The sequence below is a fragment of the Pseudoalteromonas piscicida genome, from assembly GCF_000238315.3.
GTDB classification, from domain to species: domain Bacteria; phylum Pseudomonadota; class Gammaproteobacteria; order Enterobacterales; family Alteromonadaceae; genus Pseudoalteromonas; species Pseudoalteromonas piscicida.
In genome coordinates this window covers 2,560,595-2,576,752 of sequence record NZ_CP011924.1, presented here as the reverse complement: position 1 = coordinate 2,576,752, position 16,158 = coordinate 2,560,595, and the positions used below count along the sequence as shown (strand labels likewise).

18 protein-coding genes are annotated in these 16,158 nt (G+C 43.9%); 17 read left to right on the top strand and 1 reads right to left on the bottom strand.

Annotated features, from left to right (window positions below):
• The first annotated feature begins 7 nt into the window (after nucleotides 1-7).
• Nucleotides 8-1,183: a mandelate racemase/muconate lactonizing enzyme family protein gene (locus tag PPIS_RS12010; protein ID WP_010378954.1), complete on the top strand. Its 1,176-nt coding sequence runs from the start codon at nucleotides 8-10 to the stop codon at nucleotides 1,181-1,183.
• A gap of 128 nt (nucleotides 1,184-1,311) precedes the next feature.
• Here PPIS_RS12010 and suhB read toward each other — a convergent pair whose 3' ends face one another.
• Nucleotides 1,312-2,115 (bottom strand): inositol-1-monophosphatase, encoded by an 804-nt coding sequence (gene suhB / locus PPIS_RS12005; protein ID WP_010378955.1) that lies wholly within the window; start codon nucleotides 2,113-2,115, stop codon nucleotides 1,312-1,314.
• A 215-nt stretch (nucleotides 2,116-2,330) separates the two neighbouring features.
• On the opposite strand from suhB, the gene trmJ reads away from it, so the two are divergent.
• The 16 genes from trmJ (at nucleotide 2,331) to PPIS_RS11925 (ending at nucleotide 16,099) form a co-directional block, all read left to right on the top strand.
• Nucleotides 2,331-3,059, top strand: coding sequence for a tRNA (cytosine(32)/uridine(32)-2'-O)-methyltransferase TrmJ (gene trmJ / locus PPIS_RS12000; RefSeq protein WP_010378958.1), 729 nt, complete (start codon nucleotides 2,331-2,333; stop codon nucleotides 3,057-3,059).
• A gap of 290 nt (nucleotides 3,060-3,349) precedes the next feature.
• Nucleotides 3,350-3,841: a Fe-S cluster assembly transcriptional regulator IscR gene (gene iscR / locus PPIS_RS11995; protein ID WP_010378960.1), complete on the top strand. Its 492-nt coding sequence runs from the start codon at nucleotides 3,350-3,352 to the stop codon at nucleotides 3,839-3,841.
• Between the two features lie 23 nt (nucleotides 3,842-3,864).
• The gene (locus PPIS_RS11990) at nucleotides 3,865-5,079 is read left to right on the top strand and encodes an IscS subfamily cysteine desulfurase (protein WP_010378962.1); all 1,215 of its coding nucleotides are present in this window, start codon (nucleotides 3,865-3,867) and stop codon (nucleotides 5,077-5,079) included.
• Between the two features lie 60 nt (nucleotides 5,080-5,139).
• Complete coding sequence (gene iscU / locus PPIS_RS11985) at nucleotides 5,140-5,523, top strand: Fe-S cluster assembly scaffold IscU (RefSeq protein ID WP_010378965.1); 384 nt, start codon at nucleotides 5,140-5,142, stop codon at nucleotides 5,521-5,523.
• A 9-nt stretch (nucleotides 5,524-5,532) separates the two neighbouring features.
• Nucleotides 5,533-5,856: an iron-sulfur cluster assembly protein IscA gene (gene iscA / locus PPIS_RS11980; protein ID WP_010378967.1), complete on the top strand. Its 324-nt coding sequence runs from the start codon at nucleotides 5,533-5,535 to the stop codon at nucleotides 5,854-5,856.
• A 60-nt stretch (nucleotides 5,857-5,916) separates the two neighbouring features.
• A complete protein-coding gene (hscB, locus tag PPIS_RS11975) occupies nucleotides 5,917-6,441 on the top strand; it encodes a co-chaperone HscB (protein ID WP_010378969.1) in 525 nt (174 codons plus the stop codon).
• Between the two features lie 41 nt (nucleotides 6,442-6,482).
• A complete protein-coding gene (hscA, locus tag PPIS_RS11970) occupies nucleotides 6,483-8,345 on the top strand; it encodes a Fe-S protein assembly chaperone HscA (protein WP_010378972.1) in 1,863 nt (620 codons plus the stop codon).
• A gap of 1 nt (nucleotide 8,346) precedes the next feature.
• Nucleotides 8,347-8,685 (top strand): ISC system 2Fe-2S type ferredoxin, encoded by a 339-nt coding sequence (gene fdx, locus PPIS_RS11965; RefSeq protein ID WP_010378974.1) that lies wholly within the window; start codon nucleotides 8,347-8,349, stop codon nucleotides 8,683-8,685.
• A gap of 89 nt (nucleotides 8,686-8,774) precedes the next feature.
• Nucleotides 8,775-10,208 carry an NAD-dependent succinate-semialdehyde dehydrogenase gene (locus PPIS_RS11960; RefSeq protein WP_010378976.1) on the top strand — a complete coding sequence of 478 codons (1,434 nt, stop codon included), beginning with the start codon at nucleotides 8,775-8,777 and terminating at the stop codon, nucleotides 10,206-10,208.
• A 99-nt stretch (nucleotides 10,209-10,307) separates the two neighbouring features.
• Complete coding sequence (locus PPIS_RS11955; RefSeq protein WP_010378978.1) at nucleotides 10,308-11,189, top strand: nucleotidyltransferase family protein; 882 nt, start codon at nucleotides 10,308-10,310, stop codon at nucleotides 11,187-11,189.
• Nucleotides 11,190-11,235: 46 nt separating this feature from the next.
• Nucleotides 11,236-12,309 (top strand): phosphotransferase enzyme family protein, encoded by a 1,074-nt coding sequence (locus PPIS_RS11950; RefSeq protein WP_010378980.1) that lies wholly within the window; start codon nucleotides 11,236-11,238, stop codon nucleotides 12,307-12,309.
• Between the two features lie 141 nt (nucleotides 12,310-12,450).
• The gene (locus tag PPIS_RS11945) at nucleotides 12,451-13,827 is read left to right on the top strand and encodes a Gfo/Idh/MocA family protein (protein ID WP_010378982.1); all 1,377 of its coding nucleotides are present in this window, start codon (nucleotides 12,451-12,453) and stop codon (nucleotides 13,825-13,827) included.
• A gap of 80 nt (nucleotides 13,828-13,907) precedes the next feature.
• A complete protein-coding gene (locus PPIS_RS11940) occupies nucleotides 13,908-14,408 on the top strand; it encodes a nuclear transport factor 2 family protein (protein WP_017218495.1) in 501 nt (166 codons plus the stop codon).
• A gap of 29 nt (nucleotides 14,409-14,437) precedes the next feature.
• Nucleotides 14,438-14,704: a YkoF family thiamine/hydroxymethylpyrimidine-binding protein gene (locus PPIS_RS11935; RefSeq protein WP_010378984.1), complete on the top strand. Its 267-nt coding sequence runs from the start codon at nucleotides 14,438-14,440 to the stop codon at nucleotides 14,702-14,704.
• Nucleotides 14,704-15,324 carry a nicotinamide riboside transporter PnuC gene (pnuC, locus tag PPIS_RS11930; RefSeq protein WP_010378986.1) on the top strand — a complete coding sequence of 207 codons (621 nt, stop codon included), beginning with the start codon at nucleotides 14,704-14,706 and terminating at the stop codon, nucleotides 15,322-15,324. The genes PPIS_RS11935 and pnuC overlap by 1 nt, the downstream gene beginning before the upstream one ends.
• A complete protein-coding gene (locus tag PPIS_RS11925) occupies nucleotides 15,287-16,099 on the top strand; it encodes a phosphotransferase (RefSeq protein ID WP_248694222.1) in 813 nt (270 codons plus the stop codon). Before pnuC ends, PPIS_RS11925 begins: the two co-directional genes overlap by 38 nt.
• Nucleotides 16,100-16,158: the final 59 nt, after the last annotated feature.

Genomic DNA, 16,158 nt, shown 5'->3' with positions numbered 1-16,158 from the left:
AGTCAACATGAAAGTTAATCGCGTCGAAGTTTTCGATATTCATTGTCCAGATAGACCTGCTTGGACACCCGTTTTTGTTCGTATTCACACCGATGAAGGTATTTCAGGGGTTGGTGAAGCAGGGCTTGCATACGACCTTGGTCACAGTGCTGCGGCCAGTATGATCAAAGAAATGGCTGAAGCCTTTTTGATTGGTCATGACCCTTTTCAAACTGAGCTGCTTTGGTCGCGTATGCTGAGAGAAGGTTTTTGGGGTTTAGGTGGCGGACCTGTGGTATATGCGGCGATGTCAGCAATAGATACCGCGCTTTGGGATATTAAAGGTAAAGCCTTAAACCTACCTGTTTATCAGTTGCTTGGTGGTAAAGTGAACCCTGAGCTTCGCACCTATGCCTCGCAATTACAGTTTGATTGGGATAGCGAATTTAAGGCGCTTGTTCAGCCACACGAGTATGCTGAAGCGGCTCACAAAGCCATTGCAGAAGGGTACGATGCGGTTAAAGTTGATCCAATTCAGTACGACAAAGATGGCAACACCTATTACGATAGAACTAAGCTTATCTCGCGTGCGGAAATGAAATTATACCGTGCAAGAATGAAAGCAATACGTGAAGCGGTAGGTGATGAAGTCGACATTATTTTTGAATGCCACAGCTTACCGGGCGCGACATCTGCCATTCAAATTGCAGATATCGCTGAAGAATTTGATTGTATGTATTATGAAGAGCCTGTGAATTATCTTAACCACTCTTTACATGCGAAGGTAGCAAACAAGACCTCTGTACCAATCGCAGGTGGTGAGCGTTTGTATAATCGCTGGGGTGTTCGCCCTTATTTTGAAGATCAAAGTATTGATGTACTGCAGCCAGATATTGGCCTATGTGGTGGCTTTACGGAAACCAAGAAAGTATGTGATTACGCCGATATCTTTGATATCCGTATTCAGGCGCACGTCTGTGGTGGCCCGGTTGCAACTGCAGCGTTATTACACTTGGAAACCGCGATCCCAAACTTCCTGATCCATGAGCACCATACTTACGCAATCAAAAAGTGGAACAGAGAGCTATGCTTGCAAGATCCACAGCCTAAGAATGGTATCTTTAGAGTGTCAGAAGAGCCGGGGCTTGGTATTGAGCTAAACGATGAAATCGTGATGCGCTCAGCCCGTGTGGAAATTAAGTAGACATCCGACGCTCAGCTTAAATACCTGATTTTGGAGTAACAGTTAGCTCTTGCTATTGTTATTCTTAGACTCAATCAGATACAAAAAAACCCAAGCAGTGCTTGGGTTTTTCATCTAAGCCAGAGTTATTATTTTAACAATGACTCAGTTAGTACCGGGCGAATTTCTTTTACAATCGCTTGGCAAAGCTTAGGTGCGCCACAGATGATGTTGCCGCTACGGTTAAAGTTAGCACCGTCAGCAAAATCAGTGACCATACCGCCTGCTTCTTTTACTAGCAGCTCACCGGCTGCTGTATCCCAAGGCTTAAGGCCAATTTCAAAGAAACCATCCATACGACCTGCTGCAACATATGCCATGTCTAAAGCTGCAGAGCCCGCACGGCGGATATCAGCTGTATGAATGAATAATGCTTTGAATGCTTCTAGGTAGGCATCCATGTGGTGCTTTTGCTTGAAAGGGAAACCCGTGGCAAGCACAGTGCCTTGTAATTCAATAGACTTAGATACACGAATACGTTTGTTGTTTAGCTGTGCGCCTTGGCCACGAGAAGCGGTAAATAACTCGTCGCGGATTGGATCGTATACAACAGCTTGCTCTACGCGGCCTTTAACTCTTAACGCGATAGAAACAGCATAGTGAGGAATACCTTTAACGAAGTTAGTTGTACCGTCTAGAGGATCGATAACCCAAAGGTAGTCTGCATCTTTGCCTTCGTGATGACCAAATTCTTCACCAACAATAGAGTGATCAGGGTAAGATTTTAAAATTGTGTCACGAACGATTGATTCCGCATCTTTATCGATGTTAGTTACTAAATCATTAGTGCCTTTTTGAGTGGCTTCAACGCGCGATAAATCTTCACTTGCACGTAGGATAATCTTACCTGCGTTACGCGCAGCGCGTACCGCAATGTTCAACATTGGATGCATAGCATTACCTTTAGGTTGTAAAAGAACAGGATCATTTTGAGCCGGCGTATTCTAGCGGTTTTTTCTCTAAAGTAAATAACCAATTGTGAATTTTTCTGGTTGTTTTTTGTACTCCGTTGCTGCGTAAAGATTTTTAATTTCTGGTTGTGGAGCTTGGAAAAACGCAAATTAGATATGCTACACTGCGCCATTATTTTTGTTTGAGACTCGTGTAAATGGCTTTAGAAGATATTCGAATTGTATTAGTGAACACCTCACACTCTGGCAATATTGGCTCTGTTGCGAGAGCGATGAAGACGATGGGGTTATCTAAGCTTTATTTAGTTGACCCTGCATGTGAAGTGGACAGCCATGCAAGTGCATTGGCGGCTGGCGCAACCGACGTGTTGGGTGCAGCGACTAAAGTCGATACACTTCAAGAGGCGATTGCTGATTGCGCTTTAACTATTGGCACGAGTGCGCGCTCACGCACTTTGTCGTGGCCAATGGTAGACCCGCGTGAGTGTGCACAAAAATTGGTTGCTGAGTCGGTGAATGGTCCTGTCGCCCTTGTATTCGGTCGTGAGAATAGCGGCCTAACAAATGAAGAGTTGCAATTGTGCAACTATCATGTGTGTATTCCAGCTAATCCTGAGTATAGCTCGCTTAATCTTGCCATGGCAGTGCAAACTTTGGCCTACGAAACGCGTATGACATATCTAGACACGCAAGAAAAGCAGCCAGAAGAAGTAGATGAAACGATTTACCCATCATCAAAGCAGATGGAGTTATTCTACGAGCATCTTGAAAATACCCTGAATGACACCGGCTTTATCATCAAGCAGCATCCGGGCATGGTAATGACTAAGCTAAAGCGTTTGTTCAACCGCGCTAGACCGGAAGAGCAAGAACTTAATATTCTACGTGGGATCCTAAGTTCGATAGATAAATCTACTAACAAGTAAACCAGACAGGATGCAGTATTGGCCAACTCAGCGCGCCAATACTGTTATATTTCTATCGTCTAAATATTAACCATTCCTTTTGTGAAATCTTGCATAAATCTTCATCACTAATACTTGACTAAAATACTCAGGTAATTACAATATCCATAATACTTGATTAAATTACTCAGGTATTTCGGGTAGGCATACGAGGGTTGCAGATTTAAAGCCGTTATTATGCTTGGTTAATACTTGACTATCTTAGTCAAGTAATTAAAATTTGCGGCTTGGTAAATTAGCGGGGGTTATGCATGAAACTAACATCAAAAGGCAGATACGCCGTGACAGCAATGTTAGATGTTGCGTTACACGCAAGTATTGGCCCTGTTCCACTAGCCGATATCTCTGAACGACAAGAGATTTCGCTATCTTACCTTGAACAATTATTTGCCCGTCTACGTAAACATGGCTTAGTTAGCTCTGTACGTGGTCCAGGCGGCGGCTACTTATTAGGCCGTGATGCACACACGATTTCCGTTGGTGATGTGATTAATGCAGTTGACGAGTCCGTTGACGCAACACGTTGTCACGGCGAAGGCGGCGGTTGCCAAAGCGGTATGCGCTGTCTGACTCATTCATTGTGGTCTGATTTAAGTGTGCGAATTGAAGAGTTTTTAAACAGTATTTCCCTAGCCGAGTTAGTCGCCGACGCGGATGTTCAATCCGTAGCAACGCGGCAAGATAAGCACGTTAAACGTGTTATCGAGCAATTAGACAATATTCAAGTGAGCTGTCAACTCTAGGTTGACGTCAAGCGGAGAGATAAATGAAATTACCGATATATCTAGATTATGCAGCAACCGCTCCGGTTGATCAGCGTGTTGCAGACGAGATGATGCAGTGCCTGACAATGGATGGTAACTTTGGTAATCCAGCTTCTCGTTCACACCGTTTCGGTTGGCAAGCAGAAGAACTGGTTGATCAGGCGCGTAATGATATCGCTGATTTAATCAACGCTGATCCGCGTGAAATCGTTTTCACATCTGGTGCAACTGAATCAAACAACCTTGCAATCAAAGGTGCTGCACAGTTCTACAAAAAGAAAGGCAAACACATCATCACCGTTCGTACTGAACATAAAGCAGTACTAGACACCTGCCGTGAGCTTGAGCGTCAAGGCTTTGAAGTGACGTATATGGATGTTGAAGACAACGGCTTACTTGACTTGAAAAAGCTTGAAGCAACGATGCGCGAAGACACTGTTTTAGTGAGCGTAATGCACGTTAATAACGAGCTAGGTGTTATTCAAGATATCGCGACTATCGGTGAGATGTGTCGTGAGCGCAAAATCATGTTCCATGTTGATGCGGCGCAAAGTGCTGGCAAGGTACTAATCGACCTACAAACATTGAAAGTAGACTTTATGTCATTTTCTGGCCACAAAGTTTATGGCCCTAAAGGCATCGGTGCGTTGTACGTACGCCGTAAGCCACGTGCGCGTTTAGAAGCGCAAATGCACGGTGGTGGTCATGAGCGCGGTATGCGTTCAGGTACGCTTGCTACTCACCAAATTGTGGGTATGGGCACTGCGTTTAGAATTGCTAAGCAAGACTTTGAAAAAGACCATGCACACATCAGTGCGCTTCGTCAGCGTCTATTGGACGGCCTAATGGATATGGACGAAGTTTATTTTAATGGTGCTATCGACCAATCAGTACCTGGCATTGTAAACATCAGCTTCAACTTTGTTGAAGGTGAAAGTCTACTGATGGCGGTAAAAGACATTGCGGTTTCTTCAGGTTCTGCATGTACATCGGCGAGCTTAGAGCCATCTTATGTACTGCGTGCTCTAGGTCGTAATGACGAATTAGCACACAGCTCTATCCGTTTCAGTATTGGTCGTTTTACGACAGAAGAAGAGATCGATTACACCGTCAATCTTCTTAAGAATTCTATTGGTCGCTTACGTGAGATGTCACCGCTTTGGGAAATGCACCAAGATGGCATCGACTTAGATAGCGTTGAATGGGCACACCATTAAGCAAGTTTTAGCCGCTGGCTGGATACTATCCAGCCGCAAGCAGGTAGTGAGGAAATAGTTATGGCTTACAGTGATAAAGTTATCGACCACGTTGAGAATCCACGTAACGTAGGTTCTTTAGACAAGAACGATCCAAGCGTAGCAACGGGCATGGTGGGGGCACCTGCATGTGGCGACGTAATGAAACTACAAATTAAAGTGTCAAAAGAAGGCATCATCGAAGATGCGAAATTCAAGACATATGGTTGTGGTAGCGCGATTGCATCATCATCCCTTGTGACTGAGTGGGTGAAAGGTAAATCGTTAGAAGAAGCTGCGACTATCAAAAACACTGATATCAGTGCTGAGCTTGAGTTGCCACCAGTGAAAATCCACTGCTCAATTTTGGCAGAAGATGCGATTCAAGCTGCGATTGCAGATTATAAGAGTAAACAAGCGAAGTAAGAGACTATTATGGCAGTGACGTTAACAGATGCAGCCGCTAATCGCGTATTAGCCTTTTTGAGTAACCGTGGAAAAGGCATAGGGCTGCGCGTTGGTATTAAAACCACGGGCTGTTCAGGTCTTGCTTATGTTCTCGAATTTGTCGACGATTTAGATGAAGGCGATGAAGTATTTGAAGACAAAGATGTCAAAATCATCGTTGATGCAAAAAGTTTAGTTTATATCGACGGCACAGAGCTTGATTATACAAAAGAAGGTCTGAATGAAGGGTTTAAGTTTAATAACCCAAATCAGAAGGACGAATGTGGCTGTGGCGAAAGCTTCACCGTATAGTTTGCAACAGTGAATAGCTTAAAGCCCTGCCTTGGTGGGGCTTTGCTGTATTAGGTGCGTATGCGTTATTTTGAATTATTTGATTTACCTGTTGATTATCACGTTGATTTAAACAAACTAAATCAAGGTTATTTAGAGCTACAGCGTGCAGTTCACCCAGATAGATTTGCTGGTAAAAGTGAGCGTGAGAAGTTGCTCGCGGTACAGAAAACCGCAGAGATCAACGACGCGCTAGCGGTGCTTAAACACCCAGTTAAACGCGCCGAGTATATGCTAAGCGAAAAGGGTGTAGACATACGTGCAGAGCAACAAACGTTGCAAGATCCGATGTTTTTAATGCAACAGATGGAGCTGCGCGAAGCATTAGAAGAATTACCTGATGCGGCGGATCCTGACGGCGCGATTGCAGAGTTCGAAACACAGATTAAAGCGTTAGATACAGAGTTTAGCGCCTCCCTTGCCGAGCAGCTTCAAAGCGATGACATGAGCACATTAGAAGCCGCAGCAGACAATATTCGTAAGCTAAAGTTTGTCTACAAGTTACGCGACGAATTAGCACGTATCGAAGATGAATTATTCGATTGATGATGTATAGCATCAACAAACGTTAAAGTGAAAAGAGCATTATGGCATTATTGCAAATTGCTGAGCCGGGGCAGAGCGCGGCACCTCATGAGCATAAATTAGCGATTGGTATTGACTTAGGTACCACGAACTCTCTTGTGGCAACAGTACAAAGTGGCGAAACGAAGACCCTTAGCGATTTAATGGGTAAACCTATGCTGCCGTCGGTAGTAAGGTACACCGACTCAGAGGTTATCGTTGGTGAACAAGCCCAAGCTGCTTCTGCTGAAGACCCGACAAATACGCTTATTTCTGTAAAACGTTTTTTAGGTAAAACGCAATCTGAAATAGAACAAAGCTATGGTCAGTTGCCTTATAACTTTGTCGATAATAACGGTTCGCTTGCTATTGAAACCGTAGCTGGCGCTGTAAGTCCAGTACAAGCCTCCGCTGAAATTTTAAAAACATTACACCAACGTGCTATTGATAGCTTTGCTGGTGAAGATGTAATGGGCGCAGTGATCACCGTACCTGCGTATTTTGATGATGCACAAAGACAAAGTACAAAAGACGCAGCCGAGCTTGCTGGTCTAAAAGTATTAAGACTTCTCAATGAGCCGACTGCAGCTGCGGTAGCTTACGGCCTAGACTCTGGTCAAGAAGGCGTGATCGCGGTTTATGACCTTGGTGGTGGTACGTTTGATATTTCTATCTTACGCTTAAACCAAGGCGTGTTTGAGGTATTATCAACCGGTGGCGATTCTAGCCTCGGTGGTGATGACTTTGATTCACTGTTGGTCGATTTCTTCAAACAGCAAACGCAGCTATTTGATTTAAACCCTAAAGAGCTACGCTTGTTTATCAATAAGGCAAGAGCCTGTAAAGAAGCGCTTTCAAGCTATGAAACGGTAAACGTAGAGCTACCAGTTCGCGAGCAAAAGTTGGTTGTTACGATCACGCGTCAAGCATTCGCTGAAATGGCAATGCCATTGGTTAAAAAGACTTTACGCTCTTGTCGCCGCGCGTTAAAAGATGCCGGTGTCACAGCAGAAGAAGTCTTGCAGGTTGTGATGGTCGGTGGGTCGACTCGTATGCCGGTGGTGCGTGAAGAAGTCGGGAGTTTCTTTGCCAAAGAGCCACTAACATCAATCGATCCAGATCGTGTGGTGGCATTAGGTGCTGCTATCCAAGCTGATATTTTAGTGGGTAACAAGCCTGACTCTGACATGTTACTGCTTGATGTATTGCCATTGTCTTTAGGTCTAGAAACTATGGGTGGACTGGTTGAAAAAATCATTCCGCGCAATACCACTATTCCTGTTGCACGCGCACAAGAGTTTACCACCTTTAAAGATGGTCAAACTGCTATGTCATTACATGTATTGCAAGGTGAGCGTGAGCTCGTTGATGATTGTCGTAGCTTGGCTAAATTTAGTCTAAAAGGCATTCCGCCAATGGCGGCAGGCGCTGCGCATATTCGAGTCACTTTTAGAGTTGACGCTGATGGTCTATTGAGTGTTTCGGCTGAAGAAAAGTCGACAGGCGTACAGGCTGAGATCCAGGTAAAACCATCGTTTGGTTTGAGCGATGACCAAGTAGCACAAATGCTAAAAGATTCGATGAGCAATGCCAAAGAAGACATGAGCGCTCGTATGCTTAAAGAGCAGCAGGTTGAAGCACTGCGTGTGTTGGAAGCGTTAGAGGCATCGCTTGCAACGGATGGTCATCTGTTGGCAGAAGATGAGCTCAATACACTGCGCGGTGCAATGACTGAACTTGCACAAATTCGCGAAAGTGCAGACAATCCAGAGCAGATTAAAAAGGCGATCGAAGAAGTCGATCAGGCGAGTAGTGATTTTGCTTCACGCCGTATGGATGAATCAATTAAAAAGGCACTGCAAGGGCAGTCGGTAGACGAGGTGTAATATGCCACAAATTATCTTTTTACCCCATGAAGAGTTATGTCCGGAAGGTGCTGCAATCGAAGCGAAAACGGGTGAAACTGTACTCGATGTGGCGTTGAAAAACGGAATCAGTATTCCACATGCCTGTGAAAAATCATGTGCATGTACTACGTGTCATATCGTTATTCGTGAAGGTTTTGACTCGCTGGAAGAAAGCGATGAGTTAGAAGATGACATGCTAGATAAAGCATGGGGTCTCGAAGCTGAGTCTCGTTTAGGTTGCCAAGCGATAATTAGTGATGAAGACTTAGTGGTTGAAATTCCAAAGTACAATCTCAATATCGTAAATGAAGACCATTAAGTGCTGCTAACAACCTAGGTTGTTACTGACAAATTTAATAAAAGCCGTAGTCTTATACTACGGCTTTTTGCTTTTCTAGGAGGAACGCTATGTCACTCATCAGTAATCCCGAATTTTCACTTATCAATGGCCAAGCACATCATAGTAAAACGCATGTCGATGTGGTTAATCCTGCAACTGGAGAGCACCTTGCTCAGGTTTCTGAGGCGGATAATCAGGCAGCTGATAAAGCGCTGCAAGCAGCGGCTGAAACCTTCGAAAAACTCGTTAGCACCACAGCACATGCCCGTAGTCAAGTACTTAGAAAATGGTACGAATTGGTAATAGAGCATCGTCAGGTGTTGGCTGAAATCGTCACTAAGGAACAAGGCAAGCCGCTTAAGGAGGCACTTGCCGAGGCGGATTATGCTGCAGGATTTATTGAATGGTATAGCGAAGAAGCCAAGCGTGCCTATGGTCAGGTTATTCCCAGTCATTCTCAATCTCATGAGCTAACGACTATTAGGCAAGGGGTTGGTATTGTACTTGGGATCACACCGTGGAATTTTCCACTGGCGATGATCACCAGAAAAGTAGCACCAGCTTATGCCGCAGGCTGTAGTTTTATTTTAAAGCCCTCTGAAAAAACTCCTCTTGCGGCCATTGCTCTTGCAAAGCTGGCTATTCAGGCTGGAATGGAAGTTGGCGCTTTTCAGGTGTTAGTGACTAACGATTCTAAAGGGTTAGTAGCACATCTTACTGAGTCACCACAAGTGCGAAAACTCACTTTTACGGGGTCAACACAAGTGGGGAGTGCGTTGTTGAAGCAATGTGCCGATACGGTGAAAAGAACCTCAATGGAGCTTGGTGGTAATGCACCATTTATTGTTTTCGACAGCGCTGATGTTGAGCAAGCGGTAAGTGGTTTGATGGCAGCGAAGTTTAGAAATTCAGGACAAACTTGTGTGGCCGCAAATCGCGTGTTTGTCGCGAAAGGTATCGCGGCAGAGTTACTCAATACACTCACTCAGCAGGTAAGCACGCTCACCTTGGGAAATGGTTTAGAACAAGGTGTTGATATTGGTCCACTCATTTCACTTGAAGCCAAACAAAAAGCACAGCAGTTGTTGGAAGATGCGTTAGCTAAAGGTGCGAGCATCGCTTATCAAGGTGATAAACAAAGCGGCCAATTTATAGCACCGGTAGTTATCACGGGTGTAAATAGCACCATGCGGATCTTCCATGAAGAAATTTTTGCACCGATTGTCAGCATTATTGATTTTGAGAGTGAAGATGAAGTGGTAAGAATGGCAAACTCTGTGCCGGAAGGGCTTGCTGCTTATTTTTATTCGAATGATGGCAATCAAATAAGGCGAGTAAGTCAAGCGCTTGAGTATGGTATGGTTGGGATTAATGAAGGGATCATATCCAATCCTGTAGCGCCTTTCGGTGGTGTGAAGTTTTCAGGTCTTGGCCGAGAAGGAGCACAGGAAGGACTGCTTGAATACCAAGAAATAAAGTACTTATGCCAAAAGTTTAGCTAGTTCACACTAATTGCGAGGTCGCCTTTCCTCGCAATTGCTTTTATTCTGAGCAAAAGCTCAGTACACTTACCCGCTTATTTGAGTTTTGATATTTTTTCAATGATAGGAATCGAACAACCCCCTACGCTGATCATTTTGGCTGGTGGATTAGGAAGCCGCTTTGGTGGTAACAAGCAGGTTGCTGAGCTGCCAAGTATCGATAAAAGCATTATGGAATTGAGCATAATTGACGCGCATCATGCTGGTGTGCGCGATGTTATTTTGATCATTAATGACAAAGTGCGAAGCCTAATCGAAAATGTGATATTGCCACGATTGCCGAAGGCGCTGAACATTACTTTAGTGCAGCAGCGGCTTAGCGATATTCCAAGTGAATTTATCGACTGTTTAGCCGGGCGAGAAAAACCATGGGGCACAGGGCACGCGCTGTTGTGTGCAAAGGCATACGTTGATAAGCCAGCGATAGTTATCACGGCGGATGATTATTACGGGCCTGATGCATTTGAGCAGCTTGTTGAACATTTTCAAAATCATCGCAATATGGCGATGGTCGCATACCCAATTATAAATACCTTATCTGAACAAGGTGGAGTAAACCGTGGCGTTTGTCAGGTACAAGCGCAACAACTACACTCGGTTGAAGAAGCATTAGATATTCGCTTTGAAAACGGCGAATTGTCAGGTGATATTGCAGGTAAGCGATGTAAGATCGCACACTCTGCGCTTGCTTCGATGACCTGCTGGGGTGTGACGCCGTCACTTTTTGATTCATTAGAAGCCGGATTTAATGCGTTTTTAAGGAGTTATGACAACGGTGTCAAAAAAGAGTATTATCTGCCAGATTGTATCCAACACAGTATCAATAAGGGCCTGCAAACCGTGACGGTCTACCAAGCTAAATCACATTGGTACGGTATAACTTATAAGAGCGAACTAGACATTGTCGCGAGAAAGATTTATGAAGCACGTCAGGGAAGATAATCATCTCCACACAACTACATCCGACTTAACTCCTTTTGAGGTGAATATGGAGTATCAAGCCGTTGCGCAACAACTTGCTGATGAGTACGGTCTCATTAGTGAAGAAGCTAAAATGAAGCCGATTGGTAGTGGTCATATCAACACGACTATGCTGTTGCAGGGCAACCACAAAACCATGGTAGTACAAAAACTAAATACCACGGTATTTCCAAACCCTTTGCATCTTGTTGAAAATGCGCGAGCGATTGAACAGCACTTAACAGCAAAAGCCTTAAATGGTGAATATAGTCTCGCTATCATAAAGCATTTAGCGACGAGTTCAGGCCAATATTTAGTCGATATTAATGACGAAGTTTGGCGTGCGCTTGCATTTATTGGCCGCAGTTATAGCGAAGACGTAGTGGCAAACGAACAACAAGCATTAACGGCTGCAAATGCCTTCGGGCAGTTTGCACATGCGCTAAATGATTTTGATGCGGCGCAGTTACATCATGTCATTCCAAACTTTCATAACTTGGCGATGCGTATTGACGCATTCAACCAAGTACTTGCGAAAGATGAGCATGGTCGCGCGGAAAAGTGCAGTGATGTTATCGCCGCTTTTCAGCAGCAATTTGCACTTGCAGAAGAATTGCAGCAGGCACAAAAACAAGTACCACTTAGAGCTTGCCACAACGATACCAAAATCAACAACATGCTGTTCTCAACACAGAGTGATGCAGCACGAGCCGTTATCGACTTAGATACTTGTATGCCAGGTAACTGGTTGTTTGATTTTGGCGATATGGTACGTACCTTCTGTTCGCCAGAAGCTGAAGACTCTACGAACTTGAGTAATGTGCAGGTAAGAGAAAATATCTTTGCTGCGCTGGCGCAAGGGTACATTGAACCGTTACAAGACAGTGTGACTGAAGCAGAAAAAGACAGTTTTATTCTTGGCGCCAAAGTGATGCCATTCATGATAGGTCTGAGATTTTTAACAGATCACTTAGATGGAGATAATTATTTTGCAACCCACAGAGCCAATCATAATCTTGACCGTGCGAAGAACCAGTTTGCGTTGTATTCCAGTGTGCTAGAAAAAGAGGATTGTCTGAATAATATTATCAGAGCAATTTAACGATTTAGTATATTTTAAGAAAAAGCGCTTCAAGCGCTTTTTTTGCGGCTTTATCGCAATGTTTTGAACCTAAGATTGGGATAGGTTAGCTTGATAGCTAGCAGTATTAGTGCTGTTAAGAAGTATCGTTTAGGAGTAAGAATGAAAAATATAAACCGCCGCGACTTTTTAAAAGCCGCAGGAGCGGCAGCGGCTGCGAGTGTAGTAGCTGGGTGCGCAAGCTCTAATCAAAATAATAGCATTGTACCCAAGCAACAAGGCCGCTCTGTCATTGGACTCGTAGCACCAAAAATGGACGTAGTTCGGGTAGGTTTTATTGGGGTTGGCCAACGTGGCTATGGTCATGTAAAGCGTATGAGTCACATCGATGGCGCACGTATTGTCGCGATTTGTGATACCCATGATGAAGTGCTTGAAAAATCGGCTGACTACCTTGTGCGCGAGCGAGGTTTGCCGAAACCTGCGCTGTATCGTGGTGGTGACTTAGCTTATCAAGAAATGCTTAACCGGGATGATATTGACATCGTTATCATTTCAACACCTTGGAAATGGCACGCGCCGATGGCAATTGATACCATGAATAGTGGTAAGCACGCGTTTGTTGAAGTGCCTTTAGCGTTGACCGTTGAAGAAATGTGGCAGATAGTCGACACCGCAGAGCGCACGCAAAAAAACTGTATGATGATGGAAAATGTCAATTACGGTCGCGATGAGTTGATGGTACTGAATATGGTTCGCCAAGGTGTATTTGGTGAGTTATTACATGGTGAAGCTGCATATATTCATGAACTACGTTGGCAAATGAAGGAAATTGAGCACAAGACCGGCTCATGGCGTACACACTGGCATACTAAGCGAGATGGTAACCTATATCCAACTCATGGTTTAGGGCCAGTATCTCAGTACATGAATATTAACCGCGGTGATCGTTTTGATTACTTAACCTCTATGAGTTCTCCCGCCCTGGGTCGTGCAGCCTATGCAAAACGCGAATTTCCGGCAGATCATGAACGCAATCAACTACAGTATATTGCGGGTGATATGAATACCACGATGATTAAGACCATCAAAGGACGCAGTATCATGGTACAACACGATACGACCACACCTAGGCCTTATTCTCGTCACAATCTTATTCAAGGAACTAATGGGGTCTTTGCTGGTTTCCCTAATCGTATCGCGTTAGAGCAAGGTGGTGCTAAGAGCTTCCATGAATGGGATTACGAAATGGATCCATGGTACAAACAATACGACCATCCGCTTTGGACTAAAATGGGTGAAGAAGCACAGCGCAATGGCGGTCATGGTGGTATGGACTTTTTAATGTTCTGGCGCATGATCTATTGCCTGCGCAATGGTGAAGCGCTAGATCAAGACGTATACGACGGTGCGGCTTGGTCGGTAATTTCTCCGTTATCGGCTCAGTCAGTGGCTAATCGCAGTGAATCATTGAGTATTCCAGACTTTACCCGTGGAGCGTGGAAAACCGCTAAACCATTGGGTATAGTAACAGTATAAAAATACATATTTTATCATTGTCGAATTAAGCGCTATAGGCGCTTTTTTTATACACAATTAATACGGCTTTTGGAGTGGCTATGATGCGCTATGGGTTCTTGTTATTTTCTATATCAATACTGAGTGGTTGCAGTAATTCGGTTAATATCAGTAACAAAAATACATTCATCAGCCATGCCGATGCTTACTTTAATACCTATGCTCAGCGGCAGAACTTTACCCAGTTTATCGAGTTCTATGCCGAAGATGCCGTGCTGGAAGATATGGTTTTTGGCCATAAGGCACAAGGTAAAGATCAGATTACGGCTTTTTTTAACTGGTCTGCTGGAAATTTTGCTGTGCTGGATGAACAACCCGCCTTAGTGGTTGAAGATAAAATAGTCGATAGCACGACTCGAACCGTGGTTGCTAGAGGCGTTTTTAATCGCTTTAATTATACGTCACGCGAGTTAGGGCCTTGGCGATTTCTGATAGTGCTAAAGTTTGACGAAAAAGGTAAAATTATCTATCAGCAAGACTGGATTAACTATACCCCAAAATCGGATTTTACCGGTGGGGAAAATCTAAACCAGCAATATTAATAATCGGCTGCCATTTGTAAGGAGCGCCCATGCAATTTTCTGTTGAAATAAGCAAGTACCCACTGCACCAAGACTATATCCCTTTTATTAAAGGTTTTATTGATAGGCTGAATGAGCATGAAGGGATCAAGGTGATCACAAATACGATGTCAACTCAGGTCTTTGGTGAATTTGATTTAGTGACCTCAGTATTGAATCAAGAAATGAAACACTCATTTGAAGCTTACGGAAAATGTATTTTTGTTTGTAAGTTTATCTCAGGCGATTTATCTCCAGCTGATAGTGCCTGTGATTAATGGACTGGTTTACTGAAACCTTTGCAGGGTTCACTGCGATGTCGAGTTGGGAGTATATCGCTGTGGTGTTGGCTGTTGCCTATTTATTGCTGGCAATTCGAGAGAATATATGGTGTTGGCCTGTGGCCTTTATTAACACCTTTATCTATACCGTGCTGTACTGGAACGGTGCACTAGTGATGGAATCACTGCTGCACTTTTACTATATGGTCATGGCCGTCGTCGGTTGGTGGATGTGGCGTCAGGGTGATAAAAACAAGCCCAGTGATATTGTTTCTTGGTCGCTATCAAAACATCTTTCAATCATTGTTATCACTTCAGTGGTTTCCGTTTTGCTCGGTTATTTCACCAAGCATTATATGGCAGCAGATCTCGCTTATTTAGATAGCTTTACCACATGCTTTGCGGTGGTGACGACTTATTTAGTGGCTAAGAAAATTCTTGAAAACTGGTTATATTGGGTCGTGATTGATGCAGCCTCTATCTACCTTTATTACCTTAAAGGCTTCTATCCTACGCTGGTGCTATTTATTTTCTACACCTTGATGGCGTGTTGGGGCTACAAGCGTTGGTACGAAGAATATGAAGCTAAGCAAGGAAAGACGCTTGCAGCCCTCTGAGCTTGAAAAATTAAAAGTAAAGGTGAATACCGTATTCAAGGTTTCAGCTGAGCGATTAGAAAAGCTGACAAAAGGCGTGAGTAACAATAATTACCTGATGGTGAGTAAAGGCGAAAGCTACTTATTAAAATGCTATAGCCATGGTATTCCTACTGAGGCCTTAAAGGCGCAAAACAAGTTAGCGCAACAAGACATTACTTCTAACGTACTGCAGTATGACCTACGCACTCGTATGGCACTATTTACTTTTATGCCAGAAGTGTGTGCTGAGCCAAAGTTAAATACTGCGTTGCTAGCACAAGTTATTCAGGTGCATAACTTAGAGCTTGAAATATATGAGGTGCTGGACTTGGTCGGTTATGTTCAGGCTATTGATGAGAAACTGCGTCACCTAGTCGACATCGAACGGCTTATCGAAAGCTTAGCTTCCTTACCTGTGGATCAGGCGTTTTGCCATAATGACTTAGTCATGAGCAATATTATTCAAAGTCCAGAGGGGGTTCGGTTAATCGACTTTGAGTATGCTTGTCATAGTGACATATTTTTTGATTTAGCAGCGCTGGTGTGTAGTTTTAGCTGTGATGTTGAAGCAGCACTTACGGTAGTTGAGTCTTACTTTTCTCTAAAGCGGCAAGCCATGCCTTCATACGCTCAAGCTAAGCTGACGGTATTTTGCCAAATTTATTTGATTGTTAGCATTCAATGGTACGAGCAGCGCGGCGTAATGATAGAGGCCGAAAAGCTTAGACAGTTACTGAAGCAGTGGATACTGTAGCTGCAAGTTGAGCCAGTAGTATGTGATATTCCTTGATCACATTACTGGCCATCACTATT

Bases quoted from the DNA above. Each gene is read 5' to 3' on its own strand.
- iscA (WP_010378967.1), top strand. From the start codon at position 5,533: ATGGCAGTGACGTTAACAGATGCAGCCGCTAATCGCGTATTAGCCTTT.
- PPIS_RS11960 (WP_010378976.1), top strand. From the start codon at position 8,775: ATGTCACTCATCAGTAATCCCGAATTTTCACTTATCAATGGCCAAGCA.
- suhB (WP_010378955.1), bottom strand. From the start codon at position 2,115: ATGCATCCAATGTTGAACATTGCGGTACGCGCTGCGCGTAACGCAGGT.
- trmJ (WP_010378958.1), top strand. From the start codon at position 2,331: ATGGCTTTAGAAGATATTCGAATTGTATTAGTGAACACCTCACACTCT.
- hscA (WP_010378972.1), top strand. From the start codon at position 6,483: ATGGCATTATTGCAAATTGCTGAGCCGGGGCAGAGCGCGGCACCTCAT.
- iscU (WP_010378965.1), top strand. From the start codon at position 5,140: ATGGCTTACAGTGATAAAGTTATCGACCACGTTGAGAATCCACGTAAC.
- PPIS_RS12010 (WP_010378954.1), top strand. From the start codon at position 8: ATGAAAGTTAATCGCGTCGAAGTTTTCGATATTCATTGTCCAGATAGA.
- PPIS_RS11990 (WP_010378962.1), top strand. From the start codon at position 3,865: ATGAAATTACCGATATATCTAGATTATGCAGCAACCGCTCCGGTTGAT.
- iscR (WP_010378960.1), top strand. From the start codon at position 3,350: ATGAAACTAACATCAAAAGGCAGATACGCCGTGACAGCAATGTTAGAT.
- PPIS_RS11935 (WP_010378984.1), top strand. From the start codon at position 14,438: ATGCAATTTTCTGTTGAAATAAGCAAGTACCCACTGCACCAAGACTAT.
- PPIS_RS11945 (WP_010378982.1), top strand. From the start codon at position 12,451: ATGAAAAATATAAACCGCCGCGACTTTTTAAAAGCCGCAGGAGCGGCA.
- PPIS_RS11955 (WP_010378978.1), top strand. From the start codon at position 10,308: ATGATAGGAATCGAACAACCCCCTACGCTGATCATTTTGGCTGGTGGA.
- pnuC (WP_010378986.1), top strand. From the start codon at position 14,704: ATGGACTGGTTTACTGAAACCTTTGCAGGGTTCACTGCGATGTCGAGT.
- PPIS_RS11950 (WP_010378980.1), top strand. From the start codon at position 11,236: ATGGAGTATCAAGCCGTTGCGCAACAACTTGCTGATGAGTACGGTCTC.
- hscB (WP_010378969.1), top strand. From the start codon at position 5,917: ATGCGTTATTTTGAATTATTTGATTTACCTGTTGATTATCACGTTGAT.
- fdx (WP_010378974.1), top strand. From the start codon at position 8,347: ATGCCACAAATTATCTTTTTACCCCATGAAGAGTTATGTCCGGAAGGT.
- PPIS_RS11940 (WP_017218495.1), top strand. From the start codon at position 13,908: ATGATGCGCTATGGGTTCTTGTTATTTTCTATATCAATACTGAGTGGT.
- PPIS_RS11925 (WP_248694222.1), top strand. From the start codon at position 15,287: ATGAAGCTAAGCAAGGAAAGACGCTTGCAGCCCTCTGAGCTTGAAAAA.